This window comes from Terrabacter carboxydivorans, from assembly GCF_039532035.1.
In the GTDB taxonomy this organism is placed as follows: Bacteria; Actinomycetota; Actinomycetes; order Actinomycetales; family Dermatophilaceae; genus Terrabacter; species Terrabacter carboxydivorans.
In genome coordinates, this window is sequence record NZ_BAAARE010000024.1 from 18,991 (window position 1) to 44,053 (window position 25,063).

Sequence of the window (25,063 nt, forward strand, 5' to 3'; positions counted from 1 at the left end):
GCGCTGCCGACACACCGTGCGATACCTCTGGATCCGAGGCGACCAAGGCACCTGAGGTCACCCCTTCCACGAACGGGGCCACCCGGCATACGCTCCCGGTGTCGCGACCCCGACGGCAGCAGGCTGGGCGGGATGACACGTCGACCTTCATCGAAGGAGACGACGTATGCCGTCCGCACCGTCCCAGTCCACCGTCCCTCAGCGCCTGCTCGCCTTCCTCGACCGCCTCGGCGCCGAGCTCGACCGTCGCGGCGACGCCGTCGCGCTGCTCGGCCTCGGCTCGGTCGGTCGCGACCTGCACCGCCTCGACGAGCACTCCGACGCGGACTTCTTCGTCGTCGTCGACGACACGGCGGCGCGCGACCGCTACCTCGCCGACATCGACTGGCTCGAGGCCGCGCAGCCGGTCGTGTGGTCGTTCGAGAACAGCGACGCCGGCCGCAAGGCGCTGCTCGAGGGCGACCTCTTCGCGGAGTACGCCGTCTTCACCCTCGCCGAGATGGACACCGCGGGCTACCCGCCGGGCCGGCTCCACTGGAGCCGCGCCGATGCACCCGCGGGACTGGACGAGCCGAAAGTGCCTGTGCCGCAGCCGCCCTCGCTCGCACACGAGGTGGGCGAGGCGATCACGAACCTCTACGTCGGGCTGCACCGCGACCTGCGCGGCGAGCGCCTCACGGCCTCCCGTTTCATCCAGGGGTATGCCGTGGACCGCTGGGTCACGATCCTCGGCAACCTGGGCCTCGGCCGGGGGGACCGACAGGACGTCTTCGTCGTCGACCGCGGCGTCGAGCGGCGGTTCGGACCGGAGCTGCTGCCGCTGGCCGACCTCGTGCCGGGCTACGAGCGCAACGCGCACGCGGCGGCCACCCTGCTGGCCCTGCTCGAGGAGCACGTCGAGCTCGACCCGACGATCGTGGCAGCGGTGCGCGACCTCATCGGCCGCGCGGCCACCGGTGCTCAGTCCCGCGCTACCGAGTCGCTCGCAGGCGAGTCGGGAGCAGCCGAGTCGGGGGCTGTCGAGTCGGAGGCACCGGCGTCACGGCCTTCCCCGGCGGGGGGCAGCTCGAGCTCGTAGACGAGCAGCGTGAGCGTGTCGATGGGCGACCAGTCGCGCTCGGGGGCGCGGGTGAAGCCGAACCGCTCGTAGACACGGTGGGCCGCGTGCATCGTCGGCTGGGTCGACAGCACGACGCGGCGGCGACCGAGGCCCCGGGCCCGGTCGATGCACTCGCGCACGAGCGCCGTGCCGACGCCGCGGCCCCGACCGGCGGGTGCGACGGCCAGGGTCCGGAACTCCGCCTCACCCTCGCGGGCGACGTCCGCGAACGGTCCCGGCGCCCCGACGAACGCGACCCCGCCGAGCACGAGCCCGTCGGGGTCCACGGCGACGAGCACCTCGGCGTGCTCGGCCCGGTGGGCGACGTCGCGCAGCACCTCGAGGTAGGGGTCCTCGGCACCGAAGTCGAGCAGGCCGTCGTCGAGGTAGGCGGCGGCCGTCAGCTCACCGAGCCGCTCGTGGTCCTCGGGGCGCACCGCGCGGATCGTGAAGCCGTCCATGCGCGCCAGGTTCGCAGCCGCACCCTGAACAGACCCGCGCAGCCGCCGAGCCGGGCGCACCCGACAGGCCGTGCGGACCCGGCGACCCACCCGGGGTCCTTCCCATGGAGTCGGCAGACTCCACCCAGCGGGCTCGCAGAAATCGCACCTACGTTCCGAAACGGCCCGAGCGGGCCATCTCGGGGCGAACAGGGAGAGGGGCACCATGCGCACCCACAACAGGCGCAGGCGGACATATGCAGGGGTGGGGCTCGCCGCGACGGCCCTCGCGCTCGGGACGAGCTTCGCGGCGGGATCCGCTGCGACGGCGGCGGGCTCGGACGGCGACATCGTCTACACCGTGCACCCACTGACGAAGCAGTTCTCGACGGGCACCCGGCCGGGCGCGCTGCCGACGCCGTCGCAGTGCGTGGCCCGCATCGGGCTCGCCTGCTACACGCCGGCGCTCATCCGCAAGGCCTACGACATCCCGGACGGCTGGACGGGCAAGGGGCAGCGGATCGTCGTCGTCGACGCCTACGGCAGCCCGACGGTGCGCCAGGACCTCGACGTCTTCAGCCAGACCTTCGGCCTGCCCAAGGCCGACCTCAACGTCTACTACCCCGGCGGCGCGCCCCAGACGAGCACGGCCCACAAGGGCCAGCCGCTCGGCTGGGCCGGCGAGACCAGCCTCGACGTCCAGTGGGCCCACGCCATCGCCCCGGACGCCACCATCAACCTCGTCGTCGCCCCGAACAACTACGGCAACGCGCTCAACGGCGCGGTGCGCTACGCCGTCGACCACGACCTCGGCGACGTCCTGTCGATGAGCTACGGCTCCGACGAGGCCGCGATCAAGGGCAAGGGCAACAACCTGCAGCTCAAGCAGTCGCACGAGAACTTCGTCGCGGCGGCGGCCAAGGGCATCTCGCTCTTCGCCTCCTCCGGTGACGACGGCGCCTCGAACGGCGGCCCGGCCCTCGCGGCCGGCTACCCGGCGTCCGACCCGCTCGTGACGGCGGTCGGCGGCACGAACCTCTTCACGAGCGACACCGGCGCCTACGAGGGCGAGACGGTGTGGGGTGACCAGGCCTCGTGCGCGGTGCACCAGCCCTTCGGGTGCAGGCTCGGCCCGATCGGTGCGACTGGCGGCGCCCCGAGCACCATCTTCGCCGCGCCCTCCTACCAGGCGGCCGTCAACGGCAACCCGATGCGCACGACGTCGGACGTGTCCTACAACGCGTCGGTCTACACCTCGGTCTTCGTCTACGTCGGCTTCAACGCCAACCCGGCCGACAACGGCTTCTACTTCTACGGCGGCACGAGCTCGGGCTCGCCGCAGTGGGCCGCGATCGGCGCCCTCGCCGACCAGCAGGCCGGGCACCGTCTGGGCACGCTCAACCCGGCGCTCTACGCGATCGGTGCCGGTTCGACGCACGCGCTGGCCTTCCACGACGTGACGTCGGGCAACAACGCCTGGCACGGCCCGGGCCTCGACGCCAAGGCCGGCTACGACGACCCGACGGGGCTCGGTTCGCCGGACGTGTCGGGCCTGGTGGGCCAGCTGGTCCACTGACAGGACGTGTGCCGTGGCGTGGCCACCCAGCACCTCGCTGGGTGGCCACGCCCGCGTCCACGGGCTTTCCACGGACGGTTGGTGGCGGTTCGCGCGCGATCGGGGGTCCGGGGTGGGTTTGCGGCTTGTGCGGTTCTTGCGGAGTTCTTGCCGTTTCGCGACACGATCTCTTGAGCGGGACACTGCACAGTCGAGGACATGAACTCGACGACGTTCGACGCAGCCGCCCTGGTGGCGGCCTGGCCTCTCGTGCTCCTCGCGCTCGTCATCGGCTCGCTCGTCGGGACGGCCTTCGTCCGGGCCGGCCGGCCGGCCACCACCGTGACGCGGGCGGATGCCGGCCTGAGCCGCACCTGCCGGTCGGCCGGGCACCACTACCTCAAGGACGCCACCGGCTGGTGCTGCTCGCACTGCGGTGACGAGATCCGCCACCCGGCCCACGCGGCTCACCTGCAGGGCAGCCGCGAGGCCGTCGCCGTCTGACCCCGTCGGAGTCGTCTTGAGCAGGCCTGAGCAAGGTCGCTGGGCTCGCGCGGACGGCGTAGCGTCGGTGGGGTGACCGAGCAGCAGGCCTATGAGGTCGTCCGGCGCTACCCGGAGTTCGAGCTGCGCCGCTACGCCCCGCACGTCGTGGCGCAGGTCGTCGTGGACGCGCCCTTCGAGGACGCCGGCAACCGGGCCTTCCGCACGCTCCTGGGCTACATCTCCGGGCAGAACCGCTCGGCGAGCAAGGTCGCCATGACCGCCCCCGTCATCCAGAGCGGGTCGACGAGGTTGCCGATGACCGAGCCCGTCGAGCAGACACCCACCGGTGAGGGGTCGTATGCCGTGGCGTTCGTCCTGCCCTCGTCGGTCACCCTCGCGGACGCCCCCACGCCGACGAGTCCCGAGGTCCGGCTGCACGAGCGCCCCGCGGCCCTGGGGGCGGCGCGGCGCTACCGCGGCCGGTGGACCGAGTCCTCGTTCGAGGAGCACCGGCGGGCGCTGGAGGCGGCGGTCCGCGCGGCGGGCCTGACCCCGGTGGGCGCGCCTCGCTGGGCCCGCTTCGACCCGCCCTTCATGCCGTGGTTCCTGCGCCGCAACGAGGTCGTCCAGGACGTCGTCGAGACGGCGTCCTCGACCAGCGGGCCGTAGGCAACCGCGCGTCGGCCGGTCTCGAGCCGTCCCAAGGCGGCAGAGCGGTGAGGCGGCTCCAGCCAGAGGGACGCCGGGCGGGTGAGGGCGCCAGGCAGAGCGCGTCAGGCCGCGAGGCGCCAGGCGAGGACGCCGAAGAGCACGCCGAGGGCGTTGGTCGCCCAGTGCATGCCGACGCTGGCGAACAGGCTGCCGCTGCGGCGGCGCAGCTCGCCGGCGAGGACGCCACCGAGGGCCGTGAAGATCACGGTGCCACCGACGACGGCGACCTTGGCGAACGGGCCCAGCCCGGCGACCGCGGAGCCGATCGCGGCGTTGCCCGTGGCCGACGCCATGGCGGGCAGGACGTGCCACAGGCCGAAGAGCAGCGACGAGCCGAGCACGACCTGCCACATCCGTGCGTGCCGCGAGAGGAACCCCCACAGCACCGAGCGGAAGGCGACCTCCTCGAGCAGGATCGTGCCGACCGGGATCATGACGAACGCCGTGAGCAGCGCACCCGCCGGGGGCAGGTGGTAGCGCACGTCGAGGAACGCGGTGCGGGTCGAGGGCAGCAGGATCCCGACGAGGTAGACGGCGCCGACGACGGCGATGACGCCCAGGCCCCAGCGGATGCCGCGGGCGTGGGTGTGGCGGGCGAGCCCCAGCTGGTGCCAGGTCAGGCCCTGCCAGCGAGCGAAGGCGAGCAGCGCGACGGCGCCGAGCGGGCCGAGCCACATGGTGTCCCACTCGAGCACGTGGTCGGCGACGTTGAGCCCGACGAGGGCGAAGACGACGGCGACCGTGGCGGCCAGGCGGGCACGTCGGCCGCGGGCGATGAGCGCGAGGCGGTGACGGCGTACGCGGTCGTGCGCTGCGTCGTGTCGAGCGTCGTGTCGAGCCTCGATTCGAGCGTCGTGCGCCCGGCCCGGCAGGGACGTGGCGACGCCGTCGGGCGTGGACTCGACGGCGGCAGCGGGGCGCAGGACGGGGATGCTCATCCCCTCCATTTTCGCAGGTCTTCCTGTGGAGCACCTATGCTCCGGCGGCGGCGTGACCACGTTCACCCCGCCCGCCACAGCCGCCCCAGACGTCAGCGGCGACGCTCGACGAGCCCCTTGACGTACTCCGCCTGACCGAGGTGCTTGGCCGCGTCGTCGAGCACCGACACGATCCGGACGGCCACCGTCACGGGCGGGTCCCAGTGCGCGTCGACGACCCGCTCGTAGCCCTCGGCGTCGAGCCCCTGGACGAGCGCGGCCGTGCGGTCGTGGACGGCGGCGTGGTAGTCGCCGAAGAGGCCCGGGTCGGCGACGGTGAACTTCCCGACGTCAGCGGAGGTCATGCTCCAGCCGTGCGCGTCCGGCGGGTAGGGCAGGCCGAAGCGGTCGACCCAGCCGTCGCCGAGCCACGCCGACTGCTCGCCGACGAGGTGCGCCACCTGGTCGTCCTGCTGGCGGGCCAGGTGCCAGACGAGCCACGCGATGTGGTTCGCCTCGGCGTCCGGCCGCCACAGCAGCTCGTCGACGGAGAGCCCGTCGACGACCTCCGGGACGCCGTCGCGGATGCGGCCGAAGCCGTCGAGCAGGAGGTCACGGGCGGTGTCGGTCGTCGTCATGTCGTCCACCTACCCAGCATGCACCCGAGCGGCGCCCGAGACGGGCGGGAGCGGCCGACCCGTCCCCGCCCGTCGTGCGGAAGCCCTTGCACCGCAGACCAGCCGGACGAACCGGACCTTTCGCCCCCGACGTATCTGGGAGCACCTCCCCGCCTCTGACCGCCGCGCCCACCACACACGCAACGACGCAGGGTGCCCAGACACAGGAGAGACGCATGACCCTCAACCTCACCCCCACCGCCCGACGGGCCACGAGCCTCGCCGGACTCTGCGACGGTGCGGTCCACCTCCCCGGCGACGACGGCTACGACGCGACGCGCCTGCCGTGGAACGTCGCCATCGACCAGCGCCCCGCCGCCGTCGCCCTGCCGCGCACCGTCGCGGACGTGCAGGCCGTCGTGCGCGCCGCGGCCGCTGCGGGCCTGCGCATCGCGCCGCAGAGCACCGGCCACAACGCCGGCCCGCTCGTCGCGCAGGGCCTCGACGACGTCGTCCTCGTGCGCACCGAGCGGATGCGGGGCGTCACCATCGACCCGACCCGCCGCATCGCCCGCGTCGAGGGCGGCGCCCTGTGAATCGACGCGACCGAGCCGGCCGCCGACCACGGGCTCGCCGCGCTGCACGGCAGCTCGCCCGACGTCGGCATCGCCGGCTACAGCCTCGGCGGCGGGATCGGCTGGTACGCCAGGCAGCTCGGGCTCGCCTCCAACAGCCTCACCGCCGTCGAGCTCGTCACGGCCGACGGCGAGCACGTGCGCGCCGACGCGACGCAGAACGTCGAGCTCTTCTGGGCCCTGCGCGGAGGCGGCGGCAACTTCGGCGTCGTCACGGCGCTCGAGCTCCGCCTCCACCCCATCGAGACGGCGTATGCCGGCATGCTCGTCTGGGACCGCGACGAGGCCGAGCGCGTGCTGCGTCGCTGGGCCGACTGGGCACCCGAGGCGCCCGACGCCGTCACGACGTCGTTCCGCTTCCTCAACCTGCCGCCGCTGCCGATGATCCCGGAGCCCCTGCGCGGGCGCTCTCTCGTCGTCATCGACGGTGCCGTGCTCGGCTCCGACGACGAGGCCTGCTCGATGCTCCGGCTGCTGCGCGGGCTCGACCCCGAGATCGACACCTTCGGCCGCGTGCCGGCACGGTCGCTGACCCGCCTGCACATGGACCCCGAGGGCCCGTCGCCCGCCGTGTCGGACGGGACCCTCCTAGGTGAGCTCGGCGACCCGACGATCGACACGATCCTCGAGCAGGTCGGACCGGGGTCCACCTCGTCCCTGCTGGCGGCCGAGCTCCGGCAGCTCGGCGGTGCGCTCCGCCGGGCCCCCGAGGGCCACGGTGCCCTCGCGACGATAGACGCGGCATACGCAGCGTTCGCCGTCGCGATCGCGACCACCCCGGAGATGGCGATGCAGGGGCAGCTCGACGCGACCCAGCTGACGTCGGCGCTCGAGCCGTGGTCGACGGGCCGCAGCTACCTCAACTTCGCCGAGAACGAGGTGGACGCCCGCACGGGCTACACCGAGTCGGCGTGGTTGCAGCTCAAGGGGATCCGGTCGGCCTACGACCCGGACGACCGGTTCGTCGCCAACCACCGCGTGCCCCGTCTCTTCGAGGACGGCAAGGTCACCGCCTGACCCGGCACACCACGGTTCGAGGTGGTCCCGGCACCGACGACGGTGCCGGGATCACCTCCACCCGCAGGCGTGGGTGAGAATCAGGGCATGACACATCCCGGCTACGACGTCGACCGGATCCGGTGGCACTTCCCGGCCCTGCGCGAGGGCGCCGCACACTTCGACGGGCCCGGCGGGTCCCAGGTGCCCGACACCGTCGCGACGGCGGTCGTCGAGACGCTCACGGCGGCCATCTCCAACCGCGGCACGGTGACGCCGGCCGAGCGCCGCGCCGACCGGATCGTCGTCGAGGCCCGTGAGGCGATGGGCGACCTGCTCGCGGTCGACCCGCGCGGCGTCGTCTTCGGGCGGTCCGCGACCGAGCTGACCTTCCACCTCGCCCGCACCCTGGCGCAGGGCTGGGGCCCCGGCGACGAGGTCGTCGTCAGCCGCCTCGACCACGACGCCAACATCCGGCCCTGGGTCATCGCCGCCGAGTCGGCCGGTGCCACGGTGCGCTGGGCCGACTTCGACCCGGCCACCGGAGAGCTGCCCGCGGAGGCCGTCGAGGCCGTCGTCGGCGACCGCACGCGGCTCGTCGCGGTGACCGCCGCGTCCAACCTCATCGGCACCCGACCCGACATCCCGGCCATCGCCGACGTGGCCCACGCCGTGGGGGCCCGGCTCTGGGTCGACGGCGTGCACGCCACCGCCCACGTGCTCACCGACGCTCCGGCGAGCGGCGCCGACTTCTGGGTCTGCTCGCCCTACAAGTTCCTCGGCCCGCACCACGGCGTGCTCGCAGCCGCCCCCGAGCTGCTCGAGACGCTGCACCCCGCCAAGCTGCTGCCGTCGTCCGACGCGGTGCCCGAGCGCTTCGAGCTCGGCACGCTGCCCTACGAGCTGCTCGCCGGCACGACGGCCGCCGTCGACTTCCTCGCCGACCTCGCCCTGACCGACCCGTCCCACTCGCGTCGCGACCGGCTGGTCAGCTCCTTCGCGGCGCTCGAGGAGCACGAGGACTCGCTCCTCGCCACGCTGGAGGAGCGGCTGCGCGCGATCCCCGGCCTCACGGCATACAGCAACGCGAAGCGCCGCACGCCGACGCTGCTCGTCACCGTCGAGGGCCGCGACCCGCAGGACCTGCGCGCGGGCCTGGCCGAGCGCGGCGTCAACGCGCCCGCCGGCCACTTCTACGCGTGGGAGTGCAGCCACCACCTCGGGCTCGGCGCCACCGGCGGCCTGCGGATGGGGCTGGCGCCCTACACGAACGCCGACGACGTCGACCGTCTCGTGACCGGCCTCGAGCAGATCTGTGGGGGCGCCCGGTGAGCCGCCCGGTGCCGCTGCCCGCGGGTCCCGGCCAGGAGTCCGTCTGGGACTACCCCCGGCCGCCGGCCGTCGACCCGAGCGGCGAGCTCGTCGAGGTCCACCTCGGTGGCGAGGTCGTGGCCCGCACCCGCGCGTCGCTGCGGGTGCTCGAGACGAGCCACCCGCCGACCTACTACCTGCCAGTCGACGCCTTCGTCGACGGCGCGCTCGTGCCCGTCGAGGGCAGCACCGTCTGCGAGTGGAAGGGTCGCGCCGCCTACTTCGACGTCGTCGGCGGTGGCCGTCGCGCGGCGCGGGCCGCGTGGACGTATCCAGAGCCCGTGCCCACGTATGCCGTCCTGGCCGGTCACGTCGCCGTCATGCCCGGGCTCGTGGACGCCTGCTTCGTCGACGGCGAGCGCGTGCGGGCGCAGGACGGCGGCTTCTACGGAGGGTGGATCACCGACCGGGTGGTCGGGCCGTTCAAGGGCATCCCCGGCTCCTGGGGCTGGTGACGGCGCCACCGCGTCGGTCCTGAGCGACCGTGGCCGGCGGCGAGCCGTCAGCGCGGCACCGGCTCCAGGCGCGCCTCGACGAGCTCGCCGTCCCGGAGGTCCAGCACCGCGACCGTGCCGACCGGCTGACGCCGCCTGTCGGTGGGCGAGCCGGGGTTGACGATGCGCAGGCCGTCGCCGCTCTCGTCGAGCGGGATGTGCGAGTGCCCGAAGACGACGAGGTCTGCGGTCGGGAAACGGCGCCTCAGCCGGCCGGTGCGGCCCTGCTTCGGCCCGCTGTCGTGGACCATGCCGATGCGCACCCCCTCGAGCTCGACCTCGAGCGTCTCGGGGGCGCCCCAGGCGGCGACCTCGGGCACGTCGTTGTTGCCCATGACCACGTGCACCGGCGCGAAGCCGGCGAGCAGGTCGAGCACGTCGGGGGTGCACACGTCGCCGGCGTGCAGGATCACGTCGGCCGCGTCGAGATGTGGCAGCAGGGCCGGCGGGCAGGCCTTCCAGTGCCGGGGCGCGTGGGTGTCGGAGAGCACGAGCACCCTCACGACCGCACGCGCTCCAGGACCTCGCGCACGGTGGCCTCGACGAGCTGCACCTTGTAGCCGGTCTCGGGGAGCGGTCGGGCACCCTCCGTCGCGGCCTCGGCGGCCGCCGCCACGGTGTCGTCGTCGAGCGTCGACCCGGTGAGCAGGGTCTCGACCGCGCCGAGCCGCAATGGAACCGGCGCGACTCCGCCGATCGCGAGCCCGCACGACGTCACGGTGCCGGCACCGTCCCGGACCACGCGGACGACCGCCTCGACGAGCGGCCACTCCGCCTCGAAGCGGCTGATCGAGCGGAAGTAGGCCGCCCGCTCGCCCGTCGCCGAGGCCGGCAGCGTGATGCGGGTCAGCACCTCGTCGTCGGCGAGCAGGTGGTCCCGGGTGGGGTCGGACCCGTCGCCGAGGACGTCACCCACCGAGAGACCCGAGCGTCGCGTCGTGTCGACGGTGGCGGCATACGTCAGCAGGGCCATGGCGAGGGACGACGGGTGCGGGTGGACGCACGGCGCGGTGTCGAAGGCGACGCCGTAGAGGTGGCGCCCGTCGCGGGCTGGACAGCCGTCGCCGCCGGACTTGAGGCACGACGTGTGCGGGTGGCGGAAGTACCAGCAGCGCGTGCGCTGGAGCAGGTTGCCGCCGACGGTCGCGGTCGTGCGCACCTGCGGCGTGGCGAGCCCGGCCGCGGTCAGCGCGAGCGCCGGGTAGTCGTCGGCCAGCTCGCGCGCGACGGCGGCCACGGTCACGCCCGCGCCGAGGGTCGTGCCGGCGTCGGTGCGCTCGATCGCCGCGAAGCCGGGCACGCCGGTCAGGTCGAGGACGTGGGGGGTCGCCCCGGTCGTGCGCAGCCGCTCCTGCAGGTCGGTGCCGCCAGCACGGTAGACGAAGTCGCCTGTCCCCTCGGGGCGCTCGTCGTATGCCGTCAGGATCGTGACGCTCATCGGGTGACCTCAACGCGGCGTCGCGACAGCCCCGAGAGCAGGCGGTCCGGTCTGACGGGCAGCGTCAGTGGTCTCCAGCCGGTGGCGTTGAAGATCGCGTTGCCGACCGAGGCGGCGGGGCTGATCGTCGCGACCTCGCCGAGGCCGACGCCGCCGCCGGGCACCCGGTCCCAGCCCTCCTCGTGGAAGTGGATGTCGATCTCGGGGGTGTCGCCGAGCTGGGGGATGCGGTAGTCCTCGAGGTTCGCCGTCAGGGTGAGCCCGGTGTGCGGGTCGAGCACCTGGTTCTCGTAGAGCGCGAGGCCGATGCCCTGGATGACCGATCCCTCGCACTGGCTCCTGGCGAGGACCGGGGCGTGGATGCGGCCGACGGCGATGCCGCCGTGGACGCGGAGCACCCGCGTCCTGCCGGTGCGGGTGTCGACCTCGACCTCGCTGACGTGCACGGCCGCCGAGAAGCCGCGACCGACCTGGATGCCGCCCATGGTGACGGGCACGGCGCGCATGCCGCGGTCGCCGCCACGCTTGGCCGTCGCCGAGACCCCGTCGGGGGCACCGGCGAGGTCGTTGCCGACGCGGGCGCGCAGGCTCGTGGCCGCCTCGACGGCGGTCGACCACAGCGACACCGTCGTGCGGCTGCCGCCGGAGGCCGGGCCGTGCGTGGCTCCGCTGTGGGCGTGCCCCAGGCGGACGTCCACGGTGGTCGGGTCGACGCCGAAGACACCGGCGACGGCACGGGCCAGCACGGTGCGGCTGCCGGTCCCCATGTCCTGCACGGCGGTCGAGACGACAAGGCGTCCGGCCTCGACCCGGACGACGACATCGCAGTCGGGGTCGACGAAGTACATCCAGTTCGCAGCGGCCACACCGACGCCGCGCCGGAAGCGGCCCGTCTGGCTCCCGGTCGCCGGGCGCCCCTGCCACGTCGGGAGGTCCGCCGCCCAGCGGTAGAGCGCCTGGCGCTTCGGGTTGCCGTCCCACTGGGCCCGCAGGTCGATCGGGTCGCGGCCGAAGCGGTGGGCCGCCTCGTCGACGGTCTGCTCGAGGGCCCAGGCGATCGTCGGCCCACCCGGACCGCGGAACGGCGCACCGGGCGGGGCGTTCGTGACGACGTCGACGTCGCGGGCCAGCCGGGGCGTGCGGTCGTAGACGAGCATGGCGAGCGCCGCGACGCTGTTGCCGACGGCGATGCCGGCGTGGCTGTCGGTGTCGACCGTGAGGGCGCGGACGGCCTGCGTCTCGTCGTCGAGGAGCAGGGCGACGCGCGAGCGGCTGCCGGGCCGGTTGCCGGTGCCGGTCAGCTCCTCGTGCCGGTCGAGCACGAGGCGCACCGGGCGGCGGCTGAGCCGGCTCAGCTCGATCGCGGCGACGGCCTCCACCGTCAGGCCGAGCTTGGCGCCGAACCCGCCGCCGACGTGCTCGGCGACGACCTCGACGTGGGTCGGGTCGAGGTCGAAGTGGTCGGCGATCTCGAGGCGCATCGCCCCGACGCCCTGCGTGCTCAGCCACACCCGGAGGTACTGCGGGTCGCTCCAGTCGGCGACGCAGGCATGCGGCTCGAAGGCGGTGTGCAGCTGGGAGGCCGTGTGGAACTCGAGGTCGACGAGACCCCGGCGCCCGTCGGCGCGGGCCGACCGGATGCGGCGCTTGGCGACCGTGCCGAGGTAGGGCGCCCGCGACGGACCGTGGCTGTTGCCGTCCCAGGGCGCCGGCATCGCACCGCCCTCGCCGGCCGTGGGCGCCTCCTTGCGGTCGGCGCGCGTCGCGTAGACCAGCGGGGCCCCGGGACGCACCGCCTCGGCAGGGTCGATGACGAACGGCTGCGGCGTGAACGGCACCGCCAGCCCGGCGGCCGCGCGACGGGCGGCGGCGAGGGACTCCGCCGCGACGACGGCGATCGGCTGACCGGCCCAGCGCACGCGGCGGTCCTCGTCCAGGACCTCGATCCCGACGACGCCGTCGGGGAAGGCGATCGGGCCGACGAACCCGGCCGCGTGGTCGGACCGGCGGATGACGGCGTGCAGCATGCCGGGCAGCGTGACGTCGGTCGTGTAGACGGCGGCGCCCGTCACCTTCGCCGGTGCCTCGACACGCTCGACCGTGCCCCCGCCGGCGTCGTGCTCCCCGCGGCACGCAGCCGTGACCGCGCGGTAGACGCCTTCGTAGGAGCCGCACCGGCACAGGTGCCCGGCGAGCGCCTCGGCGATGGCCTCACGGTCCGGGGTGTCCGTGCCGTGCTCGGCACGCCACCGGTCGTGGAAGGCGACGGCGCTGACGACGAACCCGGGGGTGCAGTAGCCGCACTGGAGCCCGTCGTGGTGGGCGAAGGCTCGCTGCACCGGGTGCAGGTCGTCGTCCCCGCCGACCTCACCGGCAGCACTGCCGCCACGACCGGCGATGCCCTCGACCGTCGTCACGCGTGCGTCGCGCAGCCGCGTCGCCGGCGTCAGGCAGCCGAGCACCGGCTCGCCGTCGACGAGCATCGTGCAGGCCCCGCAGACGCCGCTGCCGCAGACGAGCTTGGTGCCGGTCAGGCCGAGCCCGTCGCGGACGAGCTCCACCGCCGACGCCGTGCCGTCGACCTCGACGACGCGCGTCTCGTCGTTGACCGTGGTGGTGAGCTCCATGAGGTCTCCTGCGGCTGCGTCTGGGTCTCGACGAGACGGTGCTCACCGACGCTACCTCCGTGAGCACCTCGGGCGCGATGATGGTGTCGAGGGCTAGAGCTTCGACACGAGGAGACGGTCATGCGCATCGCGGTGCTGGGCACGGGTGGGATCGGCGGCTACTTCGGCGGCCGGCTCGCGATGGCGGGGCACGACGTCACCTTCCTGGCGCGGGGCGCCCACCTCGAGGCCATCCGCGAGCACGGGCTCGTCGTCACGAGCGTCGCCGGCGACTTCACGGTGCAGCCGGCGCAGGCCACCGACGACATCGGCTCGATCGGACCGGTCGACGTCGTGCTGCTCGCCGTCAAGACGTGGCAGCTCCCGCCGGTGCTGGCGGCGCTGCCCACCCTCGTCGGCCCCGACACGGCGGTGGTCACGACGCAGAACGGCGTCGAGGCGCCCGACCAGGTCGCCGCCGCGGTCGGGCGCGCGGCCGTGCTGCCCGGCATCGCCAAGCTGTTCGTCCACATCGAGGCCCCCGGCCGCATCACCCACGTAGGCGGGCCCGGTTCGCTCGTCGTCGACGAGTGGTCGGCCACGCCGGGGGTCCCCTCCGAGCGGGTCACCCGGTTGCGCCAGGCACTCGTCGACTCCGGCGCCGCGTCGCCGGCGCCCGAGGACATCTGGGCCGAGCTGTGGTCCAAGATGCTCTTCGTCGTCCCGTTCGGCAGCCTCGGCGCGGCCCTCGACGCCACGATCGGCGAGCTGCGCACGCAGCCGCCCCGCCGTGCGCTGCTCGAGGACGCGATGCGCGAGGTGGAGGCGCTCGCCCGGGCACGCGGCATACGCCTGCCTGACCGCGTCGTCGCGGGCACGATGGCGTTCGTCGACGACCAGCCCGCCGACGGCACGACGACCCTCCAGCGGGACCTGCTCGAGGGCCGGCCGTCCGAGCTCGACGCGTGGACGGGCGCCGTGGTTCGCCTGGCGAGCGGGTCGGACGTGGACGTCCCGCTGCACCGGCTCCTCCTCGAGGTGCTCACCGCGCGGCACCCGGGCTCCGTCATCGGCTGAGGCCCGTCAGGGGGCGTATGCCGTGACGCCACCTCCGCGTCGACGCGTCGGTCAGAGGTCGGGCCGGCACACCCCGCGGCCGAGGATCGCGAGCCCGCGACGGTCACCGTCGGCCGGGCCGGCGCCCGAGCCGCCCGTCTCGGACATCAGCTGCGTCGCGTCGGACACGTGGTCGAGACCCAGCACGTGCCCGATCTCGTGCTCGACGACGGCGCGGGCGGAGTCCCGGCGCCCTGCAGCGAGCAGGTCGTCCATCGCGGCGACGTCGAGCCAGACCGACCCGGTGACGTAGACGAGGACGCCGTCGGCGGCCGCTCGCGGCGTGCTCCCACCCAGCCCGACGGTGGCACCGGCGAGCCGCGGGATCTGCTGCGGCGTCGCGAAGGCGATGTAGACCGGCGCCCACCGGTCGCCGTAGCGGTCCGGCTGGAACGGGTCGCGCTCGGGCGTCGGCGCCTCGTCGGTGAGCCCGTCGTCGACGAAGCGCAGGCCACTCGCCTCCGACATCGCCGCGACGGCCTCGCGCACGAGCGCGTCGCCTCCGTCCGGGAGCCCGACGCTGCTCGTCACGAAGTGGATCGGCCGGCACGGGTCGTAGGCCACAGGGTCGGCGCCGTTGCCCTGCATCCGCATGAACGTGTAGCCGCCCTGCCCACCGGGCATCGACGGGGGAGCGCCGAGCGGCGCACGGGCCGCGCCGATGCCGGCCGACGGGGCGTCGACGCCGAAGCCGTGCCTCGAGTCGAAGGGCCGCACCTGCCACAGCCAGACGCCGAGCGTCACCGCCACGAGCAGGAGGGCCACGGCGGACCGGACGCCGTGGGGAAGGCGGAGCTGTGACCACAGCCTCCGCGTCGTCGCGACCGCGCCCGCCACCCCGGACGGGCGATGCCCGCTGGCCTCCGTGGCCTCCGAGTCATCCCCGGCTGCCGCTCGGTGCCGGCCGGGCAGACGCGCGCTGGTCCCCTGACGCATGCTCAGCATCGTGCCGTGATCCGTCCGTCCTGTCGCATCGAGGCCGTCGCCTCGTGCGGGACCACGTCCCGTCATACCCGCCGCGGCCGACGGTGCACCCGCCGCGACCCTCCGGGTGCTGGCCCGGCTCGTGCCCGACCCTGACCCGCAGGTGCGCGCACGCGTCCACAAGGACGTCGGCTAGGTTCTGCGTCCGTGACCTGGATCGAGGCGGTACGCGACCGGGTGGTCCCGGCCACCACCGACGTCGCGCTGACGGCGCCGCGGCTGCTCATCGTCCTGGGCGTCGCCCTGGTGCTCGTCGCGGTCGAGCCGCTCTGGCGCGTCGTGCGCCTCGCCGTCACCCTCGTGCACGAGCTCGGGCACGCCGTCGTCGGCGTCCTCGTCGGGCGCCAGTTCACCGGGTTCGTGCTCCGCGGCGACATGTCCGGCCACGCCGTCACCCGAGGCCCGGTGCGGGGCCCCGGTCGGGTCGCCTCCACGTGGGCGGGCTACCCCATGCCGGCGCTCCTCGGGGCCGCGCTCGTCTGGACCGCCGGACGTGGGTGGGCCGCTCCGGTCATCACCGCCGGGCTCGCCGTGCTGCTCTTCGCCCTCGTCCGGGTCCGGTCGGCACTGACGGTCGTCGTCATGGTCGTCTCCATCGCCGCCTCGGCCGCCCTGTGGTGGTGGCGCGACGACGCGCTGCAGACGCAGGTGCTCGTCGGTTTCGGGGTCGTGCTGCTCGTCGGCGCGTGGCGCCACCTGTCCGCCGTGCTGCGTGACCGCAGCCGCGGCAGCGACCCGGGGGTGCTCGCGTCGCTGACGCCGGTGCCCCGTGCCCTGTGGAACCTCTCCTTCGCCGTTGTGTGCGCCCTCTCGACGTGGGTCGTGGGGGCCGAGGTCGTGGCCACGCTGCGCTGACCGACCGCGCACGCGGGTCGTCCCCCCGCCGACCCGTAGGCCGGGCCCCACCCGCCTGACCGCGTATGCCGGGTCGTGGCCCGTGCCCACGGCCCGGGCGCTCGTGTGCAACCCGCCGCCGGATGGGTAAGCGAGCCCCGGGTGGTTCGTTAGGGGGAGCCACCCACGCACCTCGAGGGAGGTCCCGGCCGCACGGGCGGGACCAGGCCCGACGACACGCAGGGGACTGACAGGGCGTGCCGTCGGGTTCGGGCGCCCGACGCCGGCCCGGTGGACTAACCGGCGTCGTCGCGGTGCGCGACGAACTCGACGGGGTTGTCGTCGGGGTCGAGCACGTAGGCCACCCGCAGCGCCCGGACGTCGTGCGGCTCCTGCAGGCTGCGCGCCCCTCGGCCGGTCGCCAGCGCGTGCGCGGCGTCCACGTCGTCGGTCCACAGCACGACCTCCATGCCGCGTCCGCGCTCGTCGAGGTGGATGTCGAGACCGTGCTCGGTGACCCCGAGCTCGGCCGAGCCCATGCCGATCTTGAGGCCCTGCAGCGTCAGCTCGACGTGGTCGGGCGGCCCGTCGGCGGGCGTGCGGAACGTCTCGGTGAAACCCAGCGCCGACCAGAAGCCGAGCGAGGTCTCGACGTCACGGGCGTAGATGTTGACCTGGGGCGTGGAGAACACAGGCCCGACCCTACGACGGCAGCGTCGCACCGGCCCGCCGGAACGGGCTCCGCGTCAGCGGGCCTCCGCGCAGGTCGGACCGGCGGAGAACCAGCGCCCCGTCCGGGGCGTCAGACGTGCCCGGCCCGGGTCCTGGTCGGCCGGGCGTCAGTTGGGGCTGAAGGGCGGGAGCGGGGCGCTGCCGACCGCACCTAGGGCGTCCGCGAACTCCCGCTCGCGCCGGACGAGCTGGAGCGCCAGCCGCAGGCGTGACTCCGTGTCGCTGCTCGAGAGGAGGCGCTGGCGGTCGGCCACGTCGAGGCTCACGGTCTCCGGCACGGCATACGCGAGCAGGCGGTCGTCGATGGGGATCTCGGCCTCGCCCCCGGTCGCGGCGGCGAAGGCGGAGAGCTCGGCGCGCAGCCGCGCGGCCAGCTCGACGACGGTGGTGGCGTCGCCGTCGGGCTCGGTGAGCCAGGTGATGCGGGCCGTCGTGTAGGGCGTGCCGGCAGACTCGTCGATGTCGTCGAGCCGGAAGCGGTCGGTGCCCTCCGACACCACGAGGAAGCGCTCGCCCTCCAGGGCGGCCGCCTGCGTCAGCAGGGCGCCGCAGCCCACCGGGTGCAGCGCGCGCACGCCGTCCTCGCCGACCTCGAAGCCCTCACGGATCGCCACGACGCCGAAGACGGGCGAGCGCTCGTCCTGGCCGTCGAGCAGGTCCCTCAGGAGCTGGACGTAGCGCGGCTCGAAGATCTGCAGCGGCAGTCGCGCACCGGGCATGAGCACGGTGCCGAGCGGGAAGAGTGGCAAGGTCGCCATGCGTCCAGACTAGGTCGGATCGGCCGATGCGCCAGTGACGCCGTCCAACCTCGGCCCCGCCCGTCGAGAAGTCCGTCGAGAGGTCGGCCGAGCGGTCAGTGGAGCGCCGTCAGTGGGGTGCCGTCAGTCGGGCACGCCGGACGGCATGGCCTGCGTCGCGCCGAGCTCGTCGGGGTCGACGACCGCGGGACGCGAGCCGGTGATCGAACCCTCGCGGACCTCGCCGTGCAGCTCCTCGACCTCGTCGAGCATCTCGGCCGGCGAGCCGTTGATGGCGGTCGCCAGCCCGAGGGCGAGACCGCGCAGCTCCTGGTCGCCGAGGCCGAGCCGGACCGCGACCGCGGCCGCGTTGACGGGCCGCTTCTCGGGGTCCTTCTCGAGGCACTCGGCGATGAGGTCGCGCAGGTCCTCGGGGATGTCGTCGGGCAGCGGCGGGGGCGGCTCGTTGACGTGGCTGAGCGCCGTCGCGATGGGGGTGCCCCGGTCGAACGGGCGCTGTCCGACGAGCATCTCGTGCGCCACGACGCCGAGAGCGTAGAGGTCGCTCGCGCCGGTGGCCGCGTGCCCGAGGGCCTGCTCCGGGCTGATGTAGTTGGGGGTGCCGAGCATCTCGCCGTGCTGCGTGTGGCCCGAGGCGTCGAGGGCGCGGGCGATGCCGAAGTCGGTGAGCTTCACGAGGCCGTCGTCGCGGACCATGATGTTGGCCGGCTTGATGTCGCGGTGCACGACCCGGGCCTCGTGCGCCACGCCGAGGGCGAGCGCCGCCTGACCCATGATCGAGCGGACCTCGCTCGGCGGGAGCGGCCCGCGCTCCCTGAGCACCGCGGAGAGCGGCTCGCCGGACACGAGCTCCATGACGAGGAAGGCGAGGCCCTGGTCCTCGCCGTAGTCGAAGACCGTGGCGATGTTGGTGTGCAGCAGCGCCGCCGAGTGCACGGCCTCGTCGCGGAAGCGCAGGGCGAAGAGCCGCTCGTGGTCGGCGTCCGGGCGCATGATCTTGACGGCGACCTCACGCTGGAGCACCGAGTCGGTGCCGGCCCAGACGTCAGCCATCCCGCCGGAGGCGATGCGGCGGTCCAGGCGGTAGCGCTCGCCCAGCACGAACCCTTCTTCCAGACGGTTCATGTCAGGGGCACCTGCGGCTTTCGGACTGAAGGTGCGCGTCAGTTGACATCTCTAGGGGCCTTCGTCAGCGGTCATGTTACGGGAGGGCGCGAAGATTGAGAATTCACGCTTCTGGTCTCTGCTGAACCGTCCCCCGCGTTCACGGCTCCCGCCTACATACCCCTCCCTCGACCGCCTCGAACAGCCGATTTCGACCCAGTTGTCGCCCGCCGTCGGGCCGCGCGGGGTGCGCTGGAGCGAGCCTGTGGACGACGACCGACGCCGGTCTCGTCCCCGTTCTAGCGTCGGCCCATGGACAGGGGAGACGGCACGTCGGGCCGAAGTTGCGCGCACGCCGTGCACGCAGTGGGTGCTCGACGTGCCGCGTATGCCGGGTGGACCGTCGGCCCTGCGCGCGCGGCAGGCGCCGGGTGGCCGGGGTGGCCGAGGTGAGCCGCGAGGTGGTGGACGTCGGAGCCGTCGCCGCGGCCGCTTCCCGCCTGCGTCTGGCCGGGGACGCGGTCCCGTCGACCCCGTCCGGGCCGGGAGGCGGCGCAGCCCTGTCGCCCCGAGGGGGCGAGTGCTCGGTCGGCGCCCAGGTGGCGCGGTTCGACGAGGTGTGGGGCGACGGGCTGCTCGCCGTGCGCGCGGAGCTCGGGCTGCTGGCCTCGAACCTGCATCGGGCGGCGTGGGCGCGGCAGGACCTCGAACGGGTGACGGCCCGGCTGCTGTCGCACGCCCCCGGTGTCGGGAGGGGCGAGGCGTGACCGTGCGGTTCGCGCTCGTCGGTGACGACCCCCGGGCGGTCGCGGACCGGGCGGGGGCGTGGCTCCGCGTCGCGCGCCGGATGGACGGTGTGGCGCGCGAGGTCGAGGCACAGGTCTCCGCGGTGGCAGCAGCCTGGCCCGAGGGTGGTGCCGGCGCGGCCGCCCTGGCCGAGGCGAGGCGGTGCGCCGACGCGACCGCCGAAGTGGCCCACGCGCACGGGCTCGCGGCGGGGATCCTCACCGGTCTCGTCGACCCGCTGGAGCGGTGGAGACGTCAGGTCGTCGAGCTCGAGGAGGCGTGGCAGCTGCTCCACCGGGCGGAGCTCGAGCTGGCCGCCGCGGTCCGGGCCGACCTCGGCGACCCGCACTCCCGCGCGCGCATCGTGCAGGCGGAGCGGCAGCTCGCCCTGGTTCGCGCCCGCACGGGTCACCCGGACACGGCGTCGGTCGACACGGCATACGCCCGCCTGGAACGGCACGTCCGCGAGCAGGTCTCCGACGTGGCCCGTCGGCTGGACCGCCTCACGGCCCAGGGGTCGGCGCCGGTCCCGGGGACGGGCGCGGGTCGCAGCGGGGTGTCGCGACTGCGCACCGAGCTGGGGCTGCTGGCCGCGGGTGCGCGGGCGCAGGGGCGGCTGGCCCCGCAGGTCGCCCGGCTCGTCGGCTCGGGCGTGCTGCCCGCCGAGGCGGCCGGGTGGGACGCGGCGGCCTTCGCGACCTACGTCCAGGCCCACCCGGAGCTCGCCGCGCGGCTCGTCGCGCGCCGCCCCGTCGCGGGCGCGGACACCGGGGCCCTCGTCGACCCGTTCGTCACCGGGGCGTCCGTCGTGTCGGGTGGCACGGTGGCGCCGCTGGTGTCCCTCGAGACGTTCCTCGCGACGCTCGGGCCGGCGCCCCAGCCGACGCTCACCTCCGTCGGCGACCCCGGCTGGCCACGCCGGATCGCCGTCCGGGACGCGTTCGAGGCGCTCTCGCCGTCCGAGCAGCAGCTGGCGGCGCTGCTCTGGCCGGGCGTGGTGGGCAACCTGTCCGGCGCACCCTTCACCGCCCGGGCGACGGCGAACCACGTGCGCGTCGTGGCGGCCGTGGACGAGCAGCGGCGACGCAACGCCGCCCTGACGCGCGACCTCCTCGACGCCGCCGCCGTCGGCGAGCAGTCGGGCACCGGGTCCGGCGCCGACTGGACCGAGGTGGGCAACAACGAGAAGCACCTGTCGCAGCTGCAGCGGCTCGCCGCGGACCCGACCCGCCAGATCGTGTGGTTCGACAACGCCGACGACGGGTCGGTCGTGGAGCTGCACGGCCGGCTCACCGCCCGGACGGTCGGGGTCGGCGTCTTAGTGCCCGGCACGACGGCCGAGCTCGGCGGCCACGACACCAACGCCCGGCGGTCGCAGTCGTGGGTGGACGCCGCGCAGGGCAGCGTCGCGATGGTGACGTGGATGGGTGGCGACCTGCCCGACGACATCCCCACCGACGCGCCCTTCCGCGACTACGCCGACCGCCTCGCACCCGCCCTGGCCTCCTTCAGCCACGACCTGCGCCAGGAGATCGACCACTCGGCTGCCGCGGGCACCCGGGTCCACGGTGCGGACGGCGACCGGGTCGGTCCGGCCCTCACGGTCATCGGCCACTCCTACGGCGGCGCCGTCGTCGGCACGAGCGAGCAGTACGGCCTCGACGCCGACAACGTCGTGCACCTCGAGTCGGCCGGCGCGGGGCACGACGTCGCGAACGTCGACGACCTGCGCCCCGCACGCTGCGACACGCGCCGCTACGCCATCACCTCCGTCCACGACCCCATCCGTCTGGTCCAGGGGCTGCCCGTCCAGCCGCTGCCCGACATCGGGCACGGGGCGGACCCCGCCGACCTCGACCGCGTCGAGCGGCTCACCGGCGACGACGCCGCCGACGGGCACGAGCTCCGCTTCTGGGAGGCCCACGGCGGCGTGCTCGAGCAGGGCGCCGACGGGTGGAAGAACGTCCTGTCGGTCCTCACCGACGCCGCCCCCGTCCGACAGCAGCCCTGACCGCGCCTGCCGGGAGGCATGCGAAAGGGCCCCGGTTCCTGAGAACCGGGGCCCTTCGTCATCGCGTGCGCGAGGGGGGATTTGAACCCCCACGCCCTTTCGGACACTGGCACCTGAAGCCAGCGCGTCTGCCGTTCCGCCACTCGCGCGTGACAAGCAGACAGTGTGCTGTATCAGGCCCGGTATCGCCAAACCGGGGCCACCGGACCGATGGCGTGTGCCGCGTGGCGGGCTACGGGACCGCCGGCGCGTCGGTCCCGGGGACGTCCTCGGCCACCGCGTCACCGCGGCCGTCCGACGGGTCGCGGCTCCCGGCATACCCCTCGCGGTGACGACCGCGACGACGTCCGCCCGGGCCCTGCCCGTCGCGGCGGGGGTCGCCGAGCGAGAGGGTGGCGAGCAGGCCGAGCACGAGGAAGCCGGCAGCGGTGAACGCGGCATACCGCGTCGCGTCGGAGAAGGCCTGCTCGGCGACGGGCGCGGCGGCCGCGGTGGGCGGGTCCTTGGACAGCCCTGGGATCGCACCGCCGGCGCTCTCGACGACGGCGGAGACGATGCCGGTGCGGGCGGCCGCGGGCACGCCGAGGTCAGCCAGCCCCGAGTCGAGCCGGGCGCCGGCGGTGGTGAAGAGGACGGTGCCGAGGATGGCGATGCCGAGGGCCGAGCCGACCTGGCGTGCGGTCGACTGCAGGCCGGAGCCCTCGCCGCTGCGCTCGACCGGCACGTCGACGAGCACGACCCCGGTCAGCTGGGCCGTCGCGAGCCCGACGCCGAAGCCGTAGACGAACAGGCACGGGGCGACGGCCGCCCACGACGTCGACGGCCCGATGACGAGCCCGAGACCGGCGACACCGACGATCTCGGCGACGATGCCGATCCGGACGATCGCGGCAGCGGTGAGCCGGGCGCTCAGCACCGTGACGAGCCCGCTGGCCGTGAACGAGCCGATGGCGAGCGCCAGCAGCACGAGGCCCGTCTGGAAGGCGGTGTAGCCCAGGACGTTCTGCAGCCAGAGCGGCAGGGACAGCACGATGCCGAACTCGCCGAGGCTGACGATCATCGCGGCGATGTTGCCGTTGCGGAACGACCGGATCCCGAAGAGGTCGAAGCGGAAGAGCGTCGGTCGACCGGCCGCGGTCCGTCGCAGCGTCCGCACGACGAAGACCGTGCCGGCCAACAGCGTCACCGCGAAGGCCACCGCGACCGGCGACAGCCCGCTCGACCACGTCCACGGGCCGAGCTGGAAGGGCTTCGTCACGCTCCACCAGCCGTAGGTGCGGCCCTCGATGAGGCCGAAGGCGAGCGTCGCGAAGGTGACGGCCGACAGCAGCGCGCCGACGACGTCGATGCGCCCGGCCCGCGGCGAGCGGGACTCGTCGACGAAGAGCAGGACGCCGGCGACGATGAGCAGCCCGATGGGCAGGTTGATCCCGAAGGCCCAGCGCCACGAGAACGACGTGGTGAGCCAGCCGCCGAGGAGCGGGCCGACGGCGACCATGCCGCCGATGGTCGAGCCCCAGACGGCGAAGGCGATGCCGCGCTCCCGGCCGGTGAAGCCGGCGTTGATGAGCGAGAGCGTCGTCGGCAGGATCATCGCCCCGCCGAAGCCCTGGATGATCCGGGCCCCGATGAGCGCCTCGCCCGACCCGACGACCGCCGCGTGCACCGAGGCGGCGACGAAGACGACGACCCCGACGAGCAGCATGCGGCGTCGGCCGATGCGGTCGGCGACGGTGCCCCAGATGAGCAGGGTCGCGGCGAAGACGAGGGTGTACGACTCCTGCACCCACTGCACCTGCGACGAGGTGAGCCCCAGGTCGTCGACGATGTAGGGCACCGCGACGTTGACGATGGTCGAGTCGACGATGATGAGCGCGACCGCGACGCTGATCGCGACGAGCCCGAACCACCGTCGCCGGTCGCCGCCTCGGGCGGCGGACTCGACGGTGGCATCCTGAGCCGCTGCTTGACCCATGGTTCCTCCAAGATGTTTAGATCCCCTGAACATGTGGAAGCAGTGGCATCGCTGCATGGCAATCCCAGCCCCGGACGGCACCCCACCCCGCGCCCACGAGCCGGAGACCTGGGCCCTGCGCGCGCTCGGGGCTGCCACGGCCGAGGCGTCCGGCGCCCTGGCCCGCCGCATGCGGATGCACCCGACGGAGCTGTCGGCGATGAGCCACGTCGCTGCGTCCGACGGCCGGCTCGGTCCGCGCGAGCTGAGCACCCGCCTCGGCATCACGCCCGCGGCGATGACCGACGTCGTCGACCGCCTCGAGGCTGCCGGGCACCTGCTGCGAGAGCGCGACACCACCGACCGGCGCCGGGTGAGACTTGTGCCCACCGAGTCGGCCGCGACCGAGGTGCGCGGCCAGCTGCGCAGCCTCCTCGACCGGCTCGACGCCCTGACCGGCGAGTTCACCGACGCCGAGCGTGAGGCGATCCACCGCTACCTGCAGGCCGCGACCGAGGTCTACCACCGGTTCGCCACCGACGACTGACCGCCGTGGGGCGCCTGCCCTCGGTCAGGGGCCGGGCCGGGTGCCGCCGTGCGGCTCACCGAGCACGTATGCCGTGTCGGCGAAGCTGCCCCCGAGCACCCCGGGCGGTCGGCTGGGGTCACGACGCTCCACCTCCGACGCGTGCGCCTCGGCATCGTCCTGCGGGTCGAAGCCGATGGCGAGCCCCGGAGCGAGGTCGACGACCCGGCGCGTGTTGCGTGAGACGCCCCAGACGACGTGGTGCCCCGGCACCCCGGTGGTCAGGGCGGCGAGCACGAGCCGCGTCATGTCGTCTGGCGACAGCCACGACTGCAGCGAGCGCGGGCCGCCGGGCCGGTCGTCGAAGGTCATGATGCGGGCGCTGACCACCGTCATGGCGAAGCGGCCGGCATACAACCCCCCGATGGCCTCGAGCGCCGCCTTGCTGACGCCGTAGTACGTGTCGGGCGCCGGCAGCGGCATGCCCTCGCGGGCGCGCGGCGAGTCCACGGGCACGTAGCCCGCGGCGTGGACCGAGCTCGCGAGCAGCATCCGCCCGACGCCGGCGAGCCGGGCCGCCTCGCACACCGCGCGGGTGCCGTCGATGTTGACCGCCAGGATCTCGTCCCAGGGGCGCTCGTCGGAGTGGGCGCCGAGGTGCACGACGAGGTCGGCCCCCGCGAAGGCCGAGGCGTGCGCGTCGATGTCGCGCAGGTCGGCCTCGACGACCCGCTCGGTCGCCGGGTCGACGTCACGCAGCGCGTCTCCCACGGCGTCCGGCGCGTCGCAGAGCACGAGCCGGTGCCCGGCTGCCCGCAGCCGGGGCCGCAGGGCCGTGGCGATGCGTCCGGACGCCCCGGTCAGCGCGATGAGTGCCATGGCTGCGGTATACC

General features: G+C 74.3%; 24 protein-coding genes, 1 tRNA gene and 1 pseudogene. 13 read left to right on the top strand and 13 right to left on the bottom strand.

Annotated elements, in window-relative coordinates; genetic code table 11:
- The first annotated feature begins 166 nt into the window (after positions 1-166).
- Positions 167-1,078 (top strand): hypothetical protein, encoded by a 912-nt coding sequence (locus tag ABD297_RS20290; protein ID WP_344256925.1) that lies wholly within the window; start codon positions 167-169, stop codon positions 1,076-1,078.
- Here the strand turns inward: ABD297_RS20290 and ABD297_RS20295 are convergent.
- Positions 961-1,560, bottom strand: coding sequence for a GNAT family N-acetyltransferase (locus ABD297_RS20295; RefSeq protein ID WP_344256926.1), 600 nt, complete (start codon positions 1,558-1,560; stop codon positions 961-963). The two genes, ABD297_RS20290 and ABD297_RS20295, sit on opposite strands and share 118 nt — an antisense overlap.
- A 205-nt stretch (positions 1,561-1,765) precedes the next feature.
- On the opposite strand from ABD297_RS20295, the gene ABD297_RS20300 reads away from it, so the two are divergent.
- From ABD297_RS20300 to ABD297_RS20310, 3 genes are all read left to right on the top strand, one after another.
- Positions 1,766-3,115 carry a S53 family peptidase gene (locus tag ABD297_RS20300; protein ID WP_344256927.1) on the top strand — a complete coding sequence of 450 codons (1,350 nt, stop codon included), beginning with the start codon at positions 1,766-1,768 and terminating at the stop codon, positions 3,113-3,115.
- Positions 3,116-3,313: 198 nt separating this feature from the next.
- The gene (locus ABD297_RS20305) at positions 3,314-3,598 is read left to right on the top strand and encodes a hypothetical protein (RefSeq protein ID WP_344256928.1); all 285 of its coding nucleotides are present in this window, start codon (positions 3,314-3,316) and stop codon (positions 3,596-3,598) included.
- A 72-nt stretch (positions 3,599-3,670) separates the two neighbouring features.
- Positions 3,671-4,249, top strand: a complete 579-nt coding sequence (locus tag ABD297_RS20310; RefSeq protein WP_344256930.1) for an SOUL family heme-binding protein — start codon at positions 3,671-3,673, stop codon at positions 4,247-4,249.
- A gap of 104 nt (positions 4,250-4,353) precedes the next feature.
- Here ABD297_RS20310 and ABD297_RS20315 read toward each other — a convergent pair whose 3' ends face one another.
- Positions 4,354-5,229, bottom strand: coding sequence for a CPBP family intramembrane glutamic endopeptidase (locus tag ABD297_RS20315; protein WP_344256931.1), 876 nt, complete (start codon positions 5,227-5,229; stop codon positions 4,354-4,356).
- A gap of 92 nt (positions 5,230-5,321) precedes the next feature.
- Positions 5,322-5,846, bottom strand: coding sequence for a mycothiol transferase (locus ABD297_RS20320; protein WP_344256932.1), 525 nt, complete (start codon positions 5,844-5,846; stop codon positions 5,322-5,324).
- Positions 5,847-6,061: 215 nt separating this feature from the next.
- On the opposite strand from ABD297_RS20320, the pseudogene ABD297_RS20325 reads away from it, so the two are divergent.
- The 4 genes and pseudogenes from ABD297_RS20325 to ABD297_RS20340 all read left to right on the top strand — a co-directional run.
- A pseudogene (locus tag ABD297_RS20325) lies at positions 6,062-6,595 on the top strand (FAD-binding oxidoreductase); the annotation flags it as partial.
- 3 nt (positions 6,596-6,598) lie between these two features.
- Positions 6,599-7,477, top strand: a complete 879-nt coding sequence (locus ABD297_RS20330) for an FAD-binding oxidoreductase (protein WP_344256934.1) — start codon at positions 6,599-6,601, stop codon at positions 7,475-7,477.
- 87 nt (positions 7,478-7,564) lie between these two features.
- Positions 7,565-8,788, top strand: coding sequence for a cysteine desulfurase-like protein (locus tag ABD297_RS20335; protein WP_344256935.1), 1,224 nt, complete (start codon positions 7,565-7,567; stop codon positions 8,786-8,788).
- Entirely contained in the window at positions 8,785-9,282 is a 498-nt protein-coding gene (locus ABD297_RS20340; protein WP_344256936.1) for a DUF427 domain-containing protein, read from the top strand. Before ABD297_RS20335 ends, ABD297_RS20340 begins: the two co-directional genes overlap by 4 nt.
- Before the next feature lie 47 nt (positions 9,283-9,329).
- On the opposite strand, the gene ABD297_RS20345 is transcribed toward ABD297_RS20340, so the two are convergent.
- From ABD297_RS20345 to ABD297_RS20355, 3 genes are read right to left on the bottom strand one after another with little or no spacing between them, the layout of a single operon-like run.
- Positions 9,330-9,812: a metallophosphoesterase family protein gene (locus ABD297_RS20345; RefSeq protein WP_344256937.1), complete on the bottom strand. Its 483-nt coding sequence runs from the start codon at positions 9,810-9,812 to the stop codon at positions 9,330-9,332.
- Between the two features lie 8 nt (positions 9,813-9,820).
- The gene (locus ABD297_RS20350; RefSeq protein ID WP_344256938.1) at positions 9,821-10,759 is read right to left on the bottom strand and encodes an FAD binding domain-containing protein; all 939 of its coding nucleotides are present in this window, start codon (positions 10,757-10,759) and stop codon (positions 9,821-9,823) included.
- Positions 10,756-13,386, bottom strand: coding sequence for a molybdopterin-dependent oxidoreductase (locus ABD297_RS20355; protein ID WP_344256939.1), 2,631 nt, complete (start codon positions 13,384-13,386; stop codon positions 10,756-10,758). The genes ABD297_RS20350 and ABD297_RS20355 overlap by 4 nt, the downstream gene beginning before the upstream one ends.
- A 120-nt stretch (positions 13,387-13,506) precedes the next feature.
- On the opposite strand from ABD297_RS20355, the gene ABD297_RS20360 reads away from it, so the two are divergent.
- Positions 13,507-14,442: a 2-dehydropantoate 2-reductase gene (locus ABD297_RS20360; protein WP_344256940.1), complete on the top strand. Its 936-nt coding sequence runs from the start codon at positions 13,507-13,509 to the stop codon at positions 14,440-14,442.
- A 51-nt stretch (positions 14,443-14,493) separates the two neighbouring features.
- Here ABD297_RS20360 and ABD297_RS20365 read toward each other — a convergent pair whose 3' ends face one another.
- Entirely contained in the window at positions 14,494-15,417 is a 924-nt protein-coding gene (locus tag ABD297_RS20365) for a matrixin family metalloprotease (protein WP_344256941.1), read from the bottom strand.
- A gap of 195 nt (positions 15,418-15,612) precedes the next feature.
- On the opposite strand from ABD297_RS20365, the gene ABD297_RS20370 reads away from it, so the two are divergent.
- The gene (locus tag ABD297_RS20370; protein WP_344256942.1) at positions 15,613-16,320 is read left to right on the top strand and encodes a M50 family metallopeptidase; all 708 of its coding nucleotides are present in this window, start codon (positions 15,613-15,615) and stop codon (positions 16,318-16,320) included.
- 275 nt (positions 16,321-16,595) lie between these two features.
- Here ABD297_RS20370 and ABD297_RS20375 read toward each other — a convergent pair whose 3' ends face one another.
- The 3 genes from ABD297_RS20375 to ABD297_RS20385 all read right to left on the bottom strand — a co-directional run bounded on the left by ABD297_RS20375 (position 16,596) and on the right by ABD297_RS20385 (position 18,914).
- On the bottom strand, positions 16,596-16,991 hold the full coding sequence (locus ABD297_RS20375; RefSeq protein WP_344256943.1) for a VOC family protein: 396 nt from the start codon (positions 16,989-16,991) through the stop codon (positions 16,596-16,598).
- Between the two features lie 147 nt (positions 16,992-17,138).
- Positions 17,139-17,789, bottom strand: a complete 651-nt coding sequence (locus ABD297_RS20380) for an LON peptidase substrate-binding domain-containing protein (protein ID WP_344256945.1) — start codon at positions 17,787-17,789, stop codon at positions 17,139-17,141.
- Positions 17,790-17,912: 123 nt separating this feature from the next.
- On the bottom strand, positions 17,913-18,914 hold the full coding sequence (locus tag ABD297_RS20385) for a serine/threonine-protein kinase (protein WP_344256947.1): 1,002 nt from the start codon (positions 18,912-18,914) through the stop codon (positions 17,913-17,915).
- Between the two features lie 419 nt (positions 18,915-19,333).
- Here ABD297_RS20385 and ABD297_RS20390 point away from each other — a divergent pair, with 419 nt between their 5' ends.
- A complete protein-coding gene (locus ABD297_RS20390; RefSeq protein ID WP_344256948.1) occupies positions 19,334-19,660 on the top strand; it encodes a hypothetical protein in 327 nt (108 codons plus the stop codon).
- Positions 19,657-21,690 carry an alpha/beta hydrolase gene (locus tag ABD297_RS20395; protein WP_344256949.1) on the top strand — a complete coding sequence of 678 codons (2,034 nt, stop codon included), beginning with the start codon at positions 19,657-19,659 and terminating at the stop codon, positions 21,688-21,690. Before ABD297_RS20390 ends, ABD297_RS20395 begins: the two co-directional genes overlap by 4 nt.
- 66 nt (positions 21,691-21,756) lie before the next feature.
- On the opposite strand, the gene ABD297_RS20400 is transcribed toward ABD297_RS20395, so the two are convergent.
- Both ABD297_RS20400 and ABD297_RS20405 read right to left on the bottom strand, forming a co-directional pair.
- Positions 21,757-21,839: transfer RNA gene (locus ABD297_RS20400), tRNA-Leu, on the bottom strand.
- A gap of 83 nt (positions 21,840-21,922) precedes the next feature.
- Positions 21,923-23,665 carry a DHA2 family efflux MFS transporter permease subunit gene (locus ABD297_RS20405; RefSeq protein ID WP_344256950.1) on the bottom strand — a complete coding sequence of 581 codons (1,743 nt, stop codon included), beginning with the start codon at positions 23,663-23,665 and terminating at the stop codon, positions 21,923-21,925.
- 55 nt (positions 23,666-23,720) lie between these two features.
- On the opposite strand from ABD297_RS20405, the gene ABD297_RS20410 reads away from it, so the two are divergent.
- Positions 23,721-24,191, top strand: a complete 471-nt coding sequence (locus tag ABD297_RS20410) for a MarR family winged helix-turn-helix transcriptional regulator (protein ID WP_344256951.1) — start codon at positions 23,721-23,723, stop codon at positions 24,189-24,191.
- A gap of 24 nt (positions 24,192-24,215) precedes the next feature.
- On the opposite strand, the gene ABD297_RS20415 is transcribed toward ABD297_RS20410, so the two are convergent.
- Entirely contained in the window at positions 24,216-25,049 is an 834-nt protein-coding gene (locus ABD297_RS20415; protein WP_344256952.1) for an NAD-dependent epimerase/dehydratase family protein, read from the bottom strand.
- Positions 25,050-25,063: the final 14 nt, after the last annotated feature.

Coding starts and splice junctions, on each gene's coding strand:
- ABD297_RS20415 (WP_344256952.1), bottom strand. CDS start 25,049: ATGGCACTCATCGCGCTGACCGGGGCGTCCGGACGCATCGCCACGGCC.
- ABD297_RS20295 (WP_344256926.1), bottom strand. CDS start 1,560: ATGGACGGCTTCACGATCCGCGCGGTGCGCCCCGAGGACCACGAGCGG.
- ABD297_RS20315 (WP_344256931.1), bottom strand. CDS start 5,229: ATGAGCATCCCCGTCCTGCGCCCCGCTGCCGCCGTCGAGTCCACGCCC.
- ABD297_RS20335 (WP_344256935.1), top strand. CDS start 7,565: ATGACACATCCCGGCTACGACGTCGACCGGATCCGGTGGCACTTCCCG.
- ABD297_RS20305 (WP_344256928.1), top strand. CDS start 3,314: ATGAACTCGACGACGTTCGACGCAGCCGCCCTGGTGGCGGCCTGGCCT.
- ABD297_RS20360 (WP_344256940.1), top strand. CDS start 13,507: ATGCGCATCGCGGTGCTGGGCACGGGTGGGATCGGCGGCTACTTCGGC.
- ABD297_RS20380 (WP_344256945.1), bottom strand. CDS start 17,789: ATGGCGACCTTGCCACTCTTCCCGCTCGGCACCGTGCTCATGCCCGGT.
- ABD297_RS20365 (WP_344256941.1), bottom strand. CDS start 15,417: ATGCGTCAGGGGACCAGCGCGCGTCTGCCCGGCCGGCACCGAGCGGCA.
- ABD297_RS20355 (WP_344256939.1), bottom strand. CDS start 13,386: ATGGAGCTCACCACCACGGTCAACGACGAGACGCGCGTCGTCGAGGTC.
- ABD297_RS20300 (WP_344256927.1), top strand. CDS start 1,766: ATGCGCACCCACAACAGGCGCAGGCGGACATATGCAGGGGTGGGGCTC.
- ABD297_RS20385 (WP_344256947.1), bottom strand. CDS start 18,914: ATGAACCGTCTGGAAGAAGGGTTCGTGCTGGGCGAGCGCTACCGCCTG.
- ABD297_RS20290 (WP_344256925.1), top strand. CDS start 167: ATGCCGTCCGCACCGTCCCAGTCCACCGTCCCTCAGCGCCTGCTCGCC.
- ABD297_RS20410 (WP_344256951.1), top strand. CDS start 23,721: ATGGCAATCCCAGCCCCGGACGGCACCCCACCCCGCGCCCACGAGCCG.
- ABD297_RS20320 (WP_344256932.1), bottom strand. CDS start 5,846: ATGACGACGACCGACACCGCCCGTGACCTCCTGCTCGACGGCTTCGGC.
- ABD297_RS20405 (WP_344256950.1), bottom strand. CDS start 23,665: ATGGGTCAAGCAGCGGCTCAGGATGCCACCGTCGAGTCCGCCGCCCGA.
- ABD297_RS20350 (WP_344256938.1), bottom strand. CDS start 10,759: ATGAGCGTCACGATCCTGACGGCATACGACGAGCGCCCCGAGGGGACA.